We start from the raw sequence: 12,627 nt of genomic DNA, 5'->3' as shown, positions 1-12,627 counted from the left end.
GTCTCACCTCGCGCCGAACGGGCGCACCGCGAGCCCCGCGCCCAGCATCCCCTCGTCGCGCCGGAAGAGGCCCGCGTCGCTCTTCACGCCCGTGGCCGTGAGCCGCACGACCACCGGCGCGTCGTTGACCGCGAGGAGCACGTGCTCCAGCGCGACCTCGCCCCGCGCCCGGAACCCGGCGCCGCCGTCGGAGCCGAAGCTCCAGCCGGCGAGCCCCGTCGCGCGCAGGGCCCACCTGCCATCCCGCGTCTCCCAGCCCGCGTCGAGCAGCAGGGACGTGAAGGGGGACACCTCGTTGCGGGTGCCGTCCGGCGCGTGTCGCAGGGCATGGCTCGCGGCGGGGCCCACGGCCAGCCAGCCCCGCTCCGTGTTCGTGCGGAGCGGATCCAACAGCAGCCCCACGCGCCCCGTCTCCAGCGTCCAGCCCGGGCCCTCCCGGACGCGCCGCTCCAGGTGCGCCGCGCGCACGGCGAGGGCCACGTCGAACGGGAAGGGGATGCGCCGGGGCCGGCCGATGGAGACGAGCAGGGAGCCCTCCTCCACGTGCCTGCGCAGCAGGCCGTCGTACGCGGTGAAGGTCAGCCCCGGCTGCTCGCCGCCCCACGCCTCCGTCATGAGCAGCCGGTGGGAATCAATCCACAGCGAGTCCGCCTTGCTGCCGCTCGTGCGCACCCAGCGGACCAGGAACCCCGTGCGCACGGCGAGGGCCTCCGCGTCGTCCTGCACGCGCAGGCCGGTGCCCAGCACCCAGCCGGTGCCGGGGTCGAAGCAGGTGGGGAACGTCTCCCCGGCCGCCGTCCGGCCCTGACAGGACAGGCCGGGCGTGGTGCCCAGGAGCAACGCCAGCGCGAGCGCCACCATCCCGGGCCTACCCCTTCCCGGGAGGGGACGCCGGCGCGGACCTCCTGGCCGGGGCCCACAGGGAGAAGCGCAGGCCCGCCTGCGCGGACCACTCCCAGCCGGCGGGCGCGTTCGCCACGTCGTCCCGCCACGTCCCGCGCCCGTCCAGCGTCACGCTCACGGGCTGGTCGTTGATGGCCAGGACGATGAGCTCATAGCCCGCGCGCAGCCGCAGCCGCTCCGGACGCAGGGGCCGGCCCTCCACGGCTTGCGCGAGGAGCACCTTCTGGGCCTCCGCGCCGAAGCGCACGTGGTGGAAGCCGTCGCGGTCCAGGGTGAGGTCCCCCTCCAGCGCCGCCGCGGGGACGAGCGTGAAGAAGCCGTTCGTGCGGTCGCGCTCCACGGCGGGGCCGGTCCGCAGGCGCACGTAGGAGACGAGGTCGCTCGAGTGCCACAGGTCCAGCGTCACCTGCGTCGTGGCCACGGAGAGGAAGTCCCCGTGCGCGTCCCCACGGCGCACCTGCTCGCCGTGGAGCAGCTCCATCCAGAAGCCCAGGTTGGCGTGGATGTCGAAGCGCCGGGGGCGGCCGTAGAAGGTCGTCACCCGGAAGAGCGGCGCGTCGTTCTGGCTGCGGAAGTCGTAGCGCAGGAGCGTGACGTCGTAGGAGGCCGCGTCGCCCAGGTACAGCTCCGTGTCCAGCAGCGTCATCCGGTGCAGCCGGTCCGAGTCCCCCGGCCACTCCAGGTCTACGCCGAAGTCCACCCGCACGCGCTCGTCCATACGGTCCGTCTCCTGCAGCCAGCGCGGCGCCCAGGCCCCGCCCACGTAGACGCGCCGGTGCAGGTCGAAGTTGTACTGGAGCACCCGGCCACGCTCGTCGCGGTACCAGCCCGGCGGCGCCTCCGCGATGGCGGGCACCAGGCGGTACTGGCGCACCGTCTCCATGGGCATCAGGTTCGACACGCACCTGTCCACCCGCTGCAGGGGCTGGTCCTTCTCATGGCCCTCCGAGTCCAGCTCGTTGGCGGGCGACACCAGGCACTGCTTCTTCGCGTCGTCGCAGCGGGCGCGCCAGGCCCCGGAGGGAACGGCCGGCGTGGGCGGCAGGGCGAGGCACCGCGCCTGCCCGGCGGAGGGCTGCTGGGGAGACGACGCGTCCGGAAGGGCCATCTGGAGGTCCCATGGCTCCGGCTCCTCCGGCGCCTCCACCTGCCCCAGCAGGAGGGCACATCCCAGGGTCACCGCTGAAACCAGCATCACTGCTCCTCGATGAGCGGCCCGCCGCGCTCCGGCCACGCGGTCGGGGTTCGTGATGGGGCCCCTACAAGGCCCGTGCCCCTGGCGGGACGACGGTGTTTCGCGGACTTGCCCGTGCGGCTGTGCAGGCGCCTGCACAGCACCTGTGCACGCGGCGGCGCGTGCGCTGGCGCGAGAACGACGCACCCCCTTCCAGGTCGGTCGACCGGCGGGGGTGGGGGGGATATAAGCCCCCCGGCCCCATGGGGTTCACGGGGGCCCGTCCCGGACGACGAAGGAGCACGCGCGCGTGGCAAGCGACGGCGAAAAGAACTCGCAGGGGGAATCCACCTTCACCCAGGCCATCCTCGGTGAGGACACCCTGACGTCTTCATGGGGGCGGCGGTGGCTGGCCCTGTCCTTCAGCGCGCGCGTCGTGCTGGCGACCGCGGGCTTCGCGGCGCTGCTCTTCGTGCCCTACCTGGGCGCGGTCGGCCTGTGGGACCCCTGGGAGACCCACTACGGCGAAGTGGGCCGGCAGATGATCCAGCGCTCCGACTACGTCTATCCCTTCTGGGAGAACGCGTGGTTCTTCTCCAAGCCGCCGCTCACCATGTGGATGCAGGCGCTGGGGATGAACCTCGTCGGCGCGCTCCGGGGCGACGGCGCCATGGGGCTCTACACGGAGTGGGGCATGCGCATGCCCTTCGCGCTGCTGAGCATCACCGCCGTGGCGCTCCTGTCGCTGGCGGTGGCGCGGGTGGTGAACATGCGCGCGGGCCTGGCCACGGGCTTCGTGCTGGCCACCATGCCGCTGTACTTCCTGCTCACCCGGCAGACCGTCACCGACACGCCCTTCGTCACCACCTTCGTGTGCGCCATGGCGTGCGCCATCATCGGGCAGTTGGACGACACCACGAAGCACCGCGCCGGCTGGTGGTACGCGTTCTATGTCTTCGCGGGCCTGGCCACGCTGGCCAAGGGCCTGCTGGGCGTGGGCCTGCCCGCGGTCATCCTGGTGCTGTACGCGGTGGCTGGCGTCATCCCGTGGAGCCGCGAGAGCCTGGAGGCGCACCTGCGCTGGCTCGCCAGCGGCGAGGTCCGCGCCCAGGTGCGCGCGGGCACGCGGCCCATGCCCGTGCTGTGGGCGCAGATGTACCGGATGAAGCTGGGCACGGGCATCCTCGTGTTCGCGGCGGTGGCGGTGCCCTGGTACCTGACGCTGGTGCTCTTCAACGGCGTGGACGACGAGGGCAAGCTGTTCTGGTACCGCTTCTTCATCCACGACCACCTGAACCGCCTCACCGCGGGCGTGCACACCACCACGCCGGGCGGGTCGTTCACCTACTTCATCGAACAGGGCGGCTTCGCCATCTTCCCGTGGGTCGCGCTGGTGCCCGGCGCGTTCGCGGTCGTGTCGCGCCTCAAGCTGCGCTCGCGCGACAAGGCGGACCACCTGGCGCTCATCGCCGTGCTGTGGGTGGCGTTCGCGTTCTACCTGCTGGCCTCCAGCGCGACGAAGTTCCACCACTACGTGTTCCCCATCCTGCCGGGCCTGTCCGTCCTCATCGCGCTGTTCGTGGACCGGCTGTGGCGGGACGGCATCTCCGAGCACGCGGTGAGCCTCATCTTCGGCCTGGTGCTCTTCATCCTGGTGGGCAAGGACCTGGCGGAGAACCCCAAGGACTTCACCGACCTGTTCGTCTACAACTACGACCGGCCCTATCCGCAGGACCTGGTCTCCAAGCCCATCGCGTTCTTCTCCTCGCGCCCGCTGTGGATGGGCGACCTGGTGACGCTGGTGCTGCTGGCCTTCGGCGTGTACCTGGCCTTCGACGCGTTCTCCTCCAAGGCGAACACGGAGCGCCCGGCCGCCGGGCGGGCCGTCGCGCTGGGCCTGCTGCTCACCGGTGGGGCCACGCTCGCGGCGGTGGCTTCGCAGGGGCAGGTGTCCGCGATGGGGCTGTGGGGCGTGGCGCTGGTGGCGCTCGCGGGCTTCCTCTTCTGGCAGGCGTCGCGGCCGGAGGAGGCGCCGGGGCGCACGGTGCTCCAGGTGGTGGGCTTCGGGCTGGCGCTGGTGGGCGTGGCGCTGGCGGTGCGCGGCTTCAAGGGGCCGCCCGCGTCGGACGCGCTGTTCAAGGCCCTGTCCGGCACCATCAACGTGAAGGTGGGCATGGGCTTCGCGTTCGGCGTGGCCGGCGTGCTGGCGGCGGTGGCCGCGCTGCAGCGCTCGCGCGTGCTGCTGTTCAGCACCTTCTGGGGCCTGGCCGCGGCGTTCGCGCTCTGGTTCAACTGGGGCCACTGGGTGGACCTGTCCCACCACTGGACGCAGCGCGACCTGTTCTGGCGCTACTACAACCAGCGCAAGGCGGGGGAGCCCATCGCCGCGTACATGATGAACTGGCGCGGGGAGACGTTCTACTCGCGCAACACGGTGGAGCAGTTCCGCGCCAGCGACGCCAACACGCGCATGCGCCAGTACGTGTCGCGGCCCGGCCGCGAGTGGGCGCTGGTGGAGCACAACCGCGTGAACCTGCTGCGCAACGCCGTGGGCTCCGACAAGACCGTCACCCTCATCGACCGGGACATCAACAACAAGTTCGTCCTGGTGACCATCGAGTGAGCCTCCTCGTCCCGCCCCCGCTCGCGGAGGCGCCCGCGAAGGGAGGACTGCGCGTGCGCGGCCTGGCGAAGCGCTTCGGTGCGCGCACCGCGGTGGAGGACCTCACCTTCGACGTGCGGCCCGGCGAGGTGTTCGGCCTGCTGGGCCCCAACGGCGCGGGCAAGACGACGACGGTGCGCATGCTGACGGGGCTGCTCAAGCCCTCCAGCGGCGACGCGGAGGTGTGGGGCCACTCCGTCACGCGCGACGGCGAGTCGCTGCGCAAGGTGGTGGGGCTGCTCACCGAGCAGCCCGGGCTCTACGACAGGCTCACCGCGCGGGAGAACCTGCGCTTCTTCATGAAGCTGCATGAGATGGACGAGTCCACCGCGTGGCCCCGGGCGAAGCACTACCTGGAGCGCTTCGGGCTGGGCGGCCGCGAGGACGACCCGTGCGGCGGCTTCAGCAAGGGCATGCGCCAGAAGCTGGCCATCGTGCGCACGCTGGTGCACGACCCGCGCGTCATCTTCCTGGACGAGCCCACCAGCGGCCTGGATCCGGAGTCCGCGCGCACCGTGCGCGACGCGGTGGCGGAGCTGGCGTCCGAGGGGCGCACCATCGTGCTGTGCTCGCACAACCTGGCGGAGGTGGAGCGGCTGTGCGAGCGCGTGGCCGTGGTGCGCCGCCGCCTGCTGGCGCTGGGGCCGGTGCGCGACCTGCGCCGCGCGGGCCAGGCGCTGGACGTGCGCGTGGAGGGCGACGCGCAGGGCTTCCTCCCCCACCTTTCGGCGCTGCCCTTCCGGCCCAACGTGCTGGTGGAGGGCGGGCGCCTGCGGGTGATGCTGGCGGACGAGGCCCTGGCGCCGGACGTGGTGGCGTGCCTGGTGGGCGCGGGGGCCCGCGTGCACAGCGTGGTGCCCGCGCAGCGGCCGTTGGAAGAGGTGTACCTGGACCTGCTGCGGGAAGAGGGGACGTGAGCATGGCCTTCCGGCCGCGACGCGCGTTGGCGGTGTTCTGGAAGGACTCGCTGGACCTGCGCAAGAACGTGGGCCTGCTCGTGTCCATGGCGGTGCTGCCGCTGGTGATGGTGACGGTGCCCATCGGCGTGGTGTGGACGTACGTGCGGCAGCCGGACCACGCGGACCTGCGCACGGTGGCGCTCTTCTACGACCCCACGCTGCCCCTGGGCGCGAGCGCGGCGCGCTTCCTCATCGACAAGTCGCTCACGGACTGGTTCGGCATGTTCCTGGTGATGCCCGTCTTCATCCCCATCCTCATCGCGTCCCAGAGCGTGGCGGGGGAGAAGGAGCGCCGCACGCTGGAGCCGCTGCTCGCGTCGCCGGTGTCCGCGGCGGAGCTGGTGGCGGGCAAGTGCCTGGCCGCGCTGGTGCCCGCGGTGGTGCTGACGTGGGCCGCGTTCGCGCTGTTCTGCGTGGGCGTGGACTGGGTGGCGTGGCCGCTGGTGGGCGCGCCGCTGATGCCCAACGCGCTGTGGGGCTTCGGCGTGTTCGTGCTCGCGCCGCTGTTCGCCTTCTTCGGCAACGGCGTCGCGGTGCTCATCTCCGCCCGGGTGAGCGAGGCGCGCATGGCGCAGCAGCTCTCCGCGCTGGTGGTGCTGCCGCTGGTGGGGCTGGTGGGAGGCCAGGTGGCCGGCGTGCTCAAGGCGGGCGTGGGGTACTACGCCATCCAGGGCGCGGTGGTGCTGGTGCTGGACTTCATCCTCCTGGCGGCCAGCATCCGGCTCCTGGACCGGGAACGTCTGGTCAGCCGCTGGGGTTGAGTCACTGGCGGGTTGGAGAGTGGACTGCCAGGGGGCCGGCCGGACGGGCAGGCGCCCGTGAAGCTGTTATGTTCAGGCCAGGATGCCGGGGGAAGCGCGGTGGCGCTTTCGCGCTGGCGGCCCCGCATTTAGGGGTGGGGTTTACGAAGCTTTGAAGACCTGCCGCCCACGCGGCCACGGAGGCGCTGAAACAGACATGGGGATCTTCGACAGCATCAAGGGCGAGGCGCAGCGGAACTTCATCGCCCGCGCGGACAGCGCGAAGGGTGAGATCGTCTACAAGTATCCGGAGAAGAACGTCCGGATGAAGACGCAGCTCACCGTGGACGCGGATGAGGTGGCGCTGTTCGTCAAGGACGGCAAGGTGGAGGGCAAGCTGGGGCCCGGCCGCCACACGCTGGACACCAACAACATCCCGTTCCTGTCGCGCCTGCTGGAGAGCTTCACCGGCGGCAACATGTTCATGGCGGAGATCTTCTTCGTCTCCAACCGTGAGCACACGGGCGTGAAGTTCGGCGGCCCCATTGGCGACGTGCGCGACCCGGAGACGGGCCTGGGCATCGGCACCATGGTGTACGGCGACTTCTCCATCCGCGTGACGGAGCCGGAGAAGCTGGTGGTGGGCCTGGTCGGCATGGGCCGCGCGACCAACGAGGAGTTCCTGGGCTGGTTCAAGGGCCAGGTGCTCAAGGTGACGCGCGACCGCACCGCCGAGCTGCTGGTGAAGAAGAAGTGGCCGCTCTTGGACGTGACGAGCGGCGCCTACGTGGAGGAGATGGAGCAGGAGATCCTCGCCGGCCTGAAGCCGCACGTGGACTCCTACGGCCTCACCATCGTCCGCATGGGCAACTTCGTCGTCAGCATCAAGCCCGAGGACGAAGTCACGCTGAAGAAGCTGTCCAAGGACGTGGCGTACTCGCGGCTGGCGGGCGGCTTCCAGCAGTACGCCCAGGGCCAGGCGATGCTCGGCGCGTCCGAGGGCATGGCCAAGGGCGGTGGCGGCTCCGACGGCGCCATGCAGGGCATGGGCATGGGCATGGGGTTCGGCATGGCGCAGATGTTCGCCAACCAGCAGAACCAGCAGCAGCAGCGCCCCGCGGAGCCCGCGCAGGCGGCGCCTCCCGCGGACACGCGCAGCCCGGCGCAGCGGCTCAAGGAGATCAAGGAGCTGAAGGACGCGGGCGTGCTCTCCGACGAGGAGTACGCCGCCAAGCGCGCGGAGCTGATGAAGCTCTTGTAGTCCCGCGGCTGTCCGCGCTGACGTGAACGAGGGCCCTGTCTCCCCGTGGGGAGGCGGGGCCTTCGCGCTTCTTCAGGGGGCGGGCGTGCCCGGCACGGCGAGGCGCAGTTGTTCGTGCAGCGTCTCCGCGCGCAGGTAGAGGAACTGCACGTCGCCGAAGGCCAGCGTGGCGCCGTCGTGGAGCATCACCTGGGCCTTGAAGCCCAGGGGCGCGCCGTTGATGAAGGTGCCGTTCATGGACTGGGCGTCGCGCACGGAGAAGTCCCCGGCGCCCGCGTTCCAGCGCAGGGTGGCGTGGTGCTGGGAGACGGAGGGCTCCGGCACCACCAGGTCGCACGCGTCGGTGCGGCCCACGGTGAACTCCTCGCCGTCCTGGTTCGGCTGGAGGAAGTGCACCTCCAGGTTGTCGAAGTCGCGCAGCATCGCGAGCAGCCGCTCCTCCATGCGCGAGCGGTGCGCCATCCCCACCGTGCGCAGGCCCACCATGCCGGGGGCCACCACGGCCTTGAAGGCGGCGTCCACGGGCTGCTGGATGAGGACGACGGCGCCGGACGCGGCCCGGAAGGACTCCAGCGAGGCGCTCGCGAAGGGACGGAGCTGTTTCACGGACACCATGGCGTGGACCCTACGTGCAACCGGCGGGAACGGGAAGGGCCCGCCGGGGTGTGGAGGCGTGTGCCTACGAGGCCAGCGGCGTGGCCTGGGCCCGGGGCATCTGGAGCACCGGGGCCGGCGCGGGCGGAGGGGGCGGGGGCGTGTCGTCCAGCCGGCGCAGGTCCAGCTTCATGGGCACCTGGAGCGTGGTGCTCAGCCGCAACAGCAGCACGTCCGGCGCCAGGCCGTTCTCGCCAATCGCCTGCGTCAGCTCGCGCGCGGAGGGCGCGGTGCCCCGGGCCCAGAGCTCCTTGAGGAACGCGCCCGCCTCCGGCGCGTGCCACCACGCCGGGCCGAAGCGCGCCTTGAGCTGCCCCTGGAGCTGCCCCGCCAGGAACCACGCCCGGAAGCTGTCCGCGGACTGGTAGAAGTCCTCCTGGTCCACGAGGTAGCGCTCCACGTCGTCCTCGGTCATGGGCATGGCGCCCGTGCGCGCCATCAGGGCCCGGTAGAGCTCGCGCGGATCCACGTCCGTGCGGCGGTGCAGCTCCAACTGGTAGAGCAGCCGGCCCGCCGCGTGGCGGATGAGGTACAGCTTGTGCGCGCTGGAGGTCGCCAGGTACTGGGCGCGCTTGTCTGCGTCCCCCAGCACGCCCGCGTTCTCCTCCAGCCACACCGGGTCCTCCAGCAGGTCCTCGAAGAGCGCGGAGTACGCCTCGCCCACGGTGGGGTTGCCCAGCCGCGCCAATTCGAAGCGGGCCTCCTGGGTGAAGGCCGTGTGCAGGAGGTGCCCCACCTCATGCAGCACGCGGCCCTGGTGCAGCACGCCCGTGCCCGGCTTGAAGGACAGCCGCACGTCGGATGGCACCTTCACCGCCATGGCCAGCGGGCGCGGGTTCTTGCGCGGCAGGTCGCGCGCGTCCACCTTCACGTTGGGCAGCGCGTTCAGGTCGATGCCCAGCCCCGCCACCGTGGCCTGCGCCTTCGCCAGCGACTCGCCCTTGGGGAACGCGTCCTCCACCTCGCGCGAGCGGAACAGGCGCGGGATGTCCGCGCGGGTAATCTGCGCGAAGGGCAGGCCCAGCTCGCGCTGCGAGAGCCGCTCCATCACCAGCCGGTACGGTTCCTGGGTGGCCTGGAGGACCTCCTCCGCCAACTGCGCCAGCCGCTCCAGGTCCGCCTGCCGCAGCTCGCTGCCGAAGGCCTCGTAGGACTCGAAGCCCATCTGCGTCACCAGCTCGCGGGTGCGCGTCTCGCGGCGCAGGAGCGTCTGGTTGAGGCGGTGGAGCGCGGGCGTGGCCGCGGCGTAGAGCGCCTTGCGCTTGAGGGCGCTCTTCTCGTTGGCGAGCAGCCGCTCCAGGTCGTGGTAGCGCACCTCGCGCCCGTCCACGCTCAGCTTGAGGGACGCCTCCAGGTTGGCGGAGGCGTCGTTGTGCTCGGCCAGCTCGCGCGACAGGAACTCCCCGGCGAAGTGGCCGTGGAGCGCGGTGAGGGCGCGCAGCTCGCGCGGGTCCTTCGTCAGGTGCCGCAGCCGGTCGATGCGCCGCAGGTTCTCCAGGCTGAAGAGCGCCTGCTTGCCGCTGTAGGTGGCGGCGATGTCCACCGCCTTGCCCTCCGTCCAGAAGTCCCAGACGAGCCGGTGCTGCTCCTCCAGGAGCAGGGCGGCCTCCGCGGACAGGGCGTTCACCTCGCCGGTCAGCAGTTCTTCCTCGCTGGGAGGGGGGACCGCGACCGGGGGCGGCGCCTTGTGACAGGCGCTCAGCAGACACACGGCGGCGGCGAGGAGGGACGGAATCCTTGGGGACATGGGCCGCCCATGTTACTTCCGACCTGCCGATGCCCAACGTAAACCCATGGCGAGCGGCCCGGGGACGCCAGGGCCTCTACTCCGCCCTGCGACAGTTCTTCGCTGGCCAGGGCTACCTGGAAGTGGAGACGCCGCTGCTCGTGCCCACGCCCGGCATGGAGCCGTACATCACCGCCTTCGAGACGCCCTTCGTCCCGGAGACGGACCTGGGCCGGGCGTGCACGCTCTACCTGCACACCAGCCCCGAGTACGCGATGAAGCGCCTGCTCGCGCAGGGCGCCGGGCCGCTGTTCCAGATCTGCAAGGTGTTCCGGAACGGCGAGGTATCCCAGACGCACAACCCGGAGTTCACGCTGCTGGAGTTCTACCGGCCGCACGCGGACTACCACGCCATCATGGACGACCTGGAGGGCGCGCTGGCGGCGGCGGGCCGGGCGGCGGCGGACGCGAAGGAGGGCGAGCCGGGCGCGGACCCCGCCTTCTTCACGCGCACGCCGTACGAGCGCGTGACGGTGCGGGACGCAGTGCTGCGCGCCACGGGCGTGGACATCCACGTGCACTCGGACGGCGCGTCGCTCAAGCGGGCCGCGGACGCGGTGGGCGTGCACACCGGAAACTCCACGTCCTTCGACGACGTCTTCTTCCACCTCTTCCTGGAGCGGGTGGAGCGGGGGCTGGGCCACGAGCGGCCCACCTTCCTGATGGAATACCCCGCGTCCATGGCGGCCCTGTCCCGGCTGAAGCCCGGCGACGGCCGCGTGGCGGAGCGAGTGGAGCTGTACGCGAAGGGGCTGGAGCTGGCGAACGGCTTCTCCGAACTGACGGACGCGGCGGAGCAGCGCGCGCGGCTGGTGGAGGAGCAGGAGCTGCGCCGCAAGCTGGGCCGCGCCGTGTATCCCCTGGACGAGCGCTTCCTGGAGGCGGTGGGCCGCATGCCGCCGTCCGCGGGCATCGCCGTGGGGCTCGACCGCATCCTGATGCTGCTGCTCGGGGTCCAGCGCATCGAGGACGTCCTCCTGTTCCCCGCGCACGGGTTCGTCTGATGCTCAAGGTGCTCCAGACGGTGTTCGCTGGCGTGGCCACGGTGGGACTCACGGGCGTGACGTCCGCGACGGTGACGGTGCTGTCGGAGCTCAACCAGCACCCGGCGGCGGACAAGGTGCTGCGCGCGTGGGCCCTGTCGGGGCTGGCGTCCGCGGGCGTGCGGCATGAGGCCTTCGGCGTGGAGAACGTCCCGCGCGAGGGCAACGTCGTCTTCGTGAGCAACCACCAGTCGCACTTCGACGCGATGGTGAACTTCGCGCACATCGACAAGCACACGCGCTACGTCGCCAAGGCGGAGCTCTTCAAGGTGCCCGTGTTCGGCCGGGCCATGCGCGTGGCGGGCAACATCCCCGTGCAGCGCACCGGCGGCGCGGATGACCGGGCCCGGCTCCAGGAGGCCGTGACGGCGCTGCGCGAGCGCGTCAGCGTGCTGTTCTACGCGGAGGGCACCCGCAGCCCGGACGGCGAGCTGAGGCCCTTCAAGAAGGGCGCGGCCACGCTGGCCATCCAGGCGCAGGTCCCCGTCGTGCCCATGGCCGTCTCCGGCACCCGGCTCATCCTCCCCAAGGGCGGGCGGGCCATCCAGTGGGGCCAGCGGGTCGCGTTGGTGGTGGGCCCGCCGGTGCCCACCGCGGGGCTGACGTTGGATGACCGCGATACCCTGACCCGCCGCCTGGAAGAAGCGGTGGCCGGGCTGTACGCCGAGGCGCGCCAGCGCTCGGGAGACACTCCATGAAGAAGAGCACCCAGACCCCGTCGCAGGCCCACCCCTGGCACGGCATCTCGCCCGGACCGGAGGCCCCTGAAGTCGTCACCGCGTACATCGAGATCGTCCCCACGGACGCCGTGAAGTACGAGATGGACAAGGAGTCCGGCATCCTGATGCTGGACCGGCCGCAGCGCTTCAGCAGCCAGTGCCCCACGCTCTACGGCTTCATCCCGCGCACGTACTGCGGCGAGCAGGTGGCGAAGCGCTGCGCGGAGCGCACTGGCGTGAAGGAGATCCGCGGCGACGGGGACCCCATCGACATCTGCGTGCTGACGGAGAAGGTCGTCTCCAACGGCAACCTGCTGGTGCACGCGGTGCCCGTGGGCGGCTTCCGCATGGTCGACGGCAACGAGGCCGACGACAAGATCATCGCGGTGCTGGAGTCGGACCTGGTGTACGGCGAGCTCCAGTACATCGCGCAGCTTCCGCGCCCGCTGCTGGACCGCCTGAAGCACTACTTCCTCACCTACAAGCAGATTCCCGGCGAGGGGAAGCGCAGCGTGGAGATCGCGGAGGTCTACGACCGGCCGGAGGCGCTGGAGGTCATCCGCCGCAGCATGCGCGACTACGACAAGCTGTTCGTGGAGCCGGAGGCGAAGCCGGCGAAGAAGTCCGCGCCCGCCGCCCGCCGCAAGCCGTCCGTGGCGAAGGCCGCCGCCAGGGGCCCCCTGGGCCGGGGCAACCGGAGCGGGAAGTAGCCGCGTCTTGAAGTGT

The 12,627-nt window shown here is 71.4% G+C and carries 11 protein-coding genes; 7 read left to right on the top strand and 4 right to left on the bottom strand.

Going from position 1 to position 12,627, the window contains the following annotated elements:
- Nucleotides 1-3: 3 nt before the first annotated feature.
- Together K8556_RS10140 and K8556_RS10135 are read right to left on the bottom strand one after the other, a co-directional pair.
- Nucleotides 4-861 carry a hypothetical protein gene (locus tag K8556_RS10140; RefSeq protein WP_223739837.1) on the bottom strand — a complete coding sequence of 286 codons (858 nt, stop codon included), beginning with the start codon at nucleotides 859-861 and terminating at the stop codon, nucleotides 4-6.
- 7 nt (nucleotides 862-868) lie between these two features.
- A complete protein-coding gene (locus K8556_RS10135; protein WP_223739836.1) occupies nucleotides 869-2,098 on the bottom strand; it encodes a hypothetical protein in 1,230 nt (409 codons plus the stop codon).
- Nucleotides 2,099-2,387: 289 nt separating this feature from the next.
- On the opposite strand from K8556_RS10135, the gene K8556_RS10130 reads away from it, so the two are divergent.
- From K8556_RS10130 to K8556_RS10115, 4 genes are all read left to right on the top strand, one after another.
- Nucleotides 2,388-4,700 (top strand): glycosyltransferase family 39 protein, encoded by a 2,313-nt coding sequence (locus K8556_RS10130; RefSeq protein WP_223739835.1) that lies wholly within the window; start codon nucleotides 2,388-2,390, stop codon nucleotides 4,698-4,700.
- Nucleotides 4,697-5,656: an ABC transporter ATP-binding protein gene (locus K8556_RS10125; protein WP_223739834.1), complete on the top strand. Its 960-nt coding sequence runs from the start codon at nucleotides 4,697-4,699 to the stop codon at nucleotides 5,654-5,656. Before K8556_RS10130 ends, K8556_RS10125 begins: the two co-directional genes overlap by 4 nt.
- Nucleotides 5,657-5,658: 2 nt before the next feature.
- Nucleotides 5,659-6,459: an ABC transporter permease subunit gene (locus K8556_RS10120; RefSeq protein ID WP_223740134.1), complete on the top strand. Its 801-nt coding sequence runs from the start codon at nucleotides 5,659-5,661 to the stop codon at nucleotides 6,457-6,459.
- 196 nt (nucleotides 6,460-6,655) lie between these two features.
- The gene (locus K8556_RS10115) at nucleotides 6,656-7,699 is read left to right on the top strand and encodes an SPFH domain-containing protein (protein ID WP_223739833.1); all 1,044 of its coding nucleotides are present in this window, start codon (nucleotides 6,656-6,658) and stop codon (nucleotides 7,697-7,699) included.
- 72 nt (nucleotides 7,700-7,771) lie between these two features.
- Here the strand turns inward: K8556_RS10115 and K8556_RS10110 are convergent, their stop codons facing one another.
- Together K8556_RS10110 and K8556_RS10105 are read right to left on the bottom strand one after the other, a co-directional pair.
- Nucleotides 7,772-8,314: an FHA domain-containing protein gene (locus K8556_RS10110; protein ID WP_223739832.1), complete on the bottom strand. Its 543-nt coding sequence runs from the start codon at nucleotides 8,312-8,314 to the stop codon at nucleotides 7,772-7,774.
- Nucleotides 8,315-8,378: 64 nt separating this feature from the next.
- The gene (locus K8556_RS10105; RefSeq protein WP_223739831.1) at nucleotides 8,379-10,100 is read right to left on the bottom strand and encodes a chromosome segregation protein SMC; all 1,722 of its coding nucleotides are present in this window, start codon (nucleotides 10,098-10,100) and stop codon (nucleotides 8,379-8,381) included.
- A gap of 29 nt (nucleotides 10,101-10,129) precedes the next feature.
- On the opposite strand from K8556_RS10105, the gene epmA reads away from it, so the two are divergent.
- Genes epmA through K8556_RS10090 form a run of 3 tightly spaced genes read left to right on the top strand, consistent with a single transcriptional unit; the run spans nucleotide 10,130 to nucleotide 12,611 of the window.
- On the top strand, nucleotides 10,130-11,143 hold the full coding sequence (gene epmA, locus K8556_RS10100; protein WP_223739830.1) for an EF-P lysine aminoacylase EpmA: 1,014 nt from the start codon (nucleotides 10,130-10,132) through the stop codon (nucleotides 11,141-11,143).
- On the top strand, nucleotides 11,143-11,880 hold the full coding sequence (locus tag K8556_RS10095) for a 1-acyl-sn-glycerol-3-phosphate acyltransferase (protein ID WP_223739829.1): 738 nt from the start codon (nucleotides 11,143-11,145) through the stop codon (nucleotides 11,878-11,880). Before epmA ends, K8556_RS10095 begins: the two co-directional genes overlap by 1 nt.
- Nucleotides 11,877-12,611 carry an inorganic pyrophosphatase gene (locus K8556_RS10090; RefSeq protein ID WP_223739828.1) on the top strand — a complete coding sequence of 245 codons (735 nt, stop codon included), beginning with the start codon at nucleotides 11,877-11,879 and terminating at the stop codon, nucleotides 12,609-12,611. The genes K8556_RS10095 and K8556_RS10090 overlap by 4 nt, the downstream gene beginning before the upstream one ends.
- The last annotated feature ends 16 nt before the right edge of the window (nucleotides 12,612-12,627 follow it).

The organism is Corallococcus sp. AS-1-12, assembly GCF_020036995.1.
Classification (GTDB): domain Bacteria; phylum Myxococcota; class Myxococcia; order Myxococcales; family Myxococcaceae; genus Corallococcus.
This window is presented reverse-complemented; position numbering and strand designations above follow the sequence as displayed.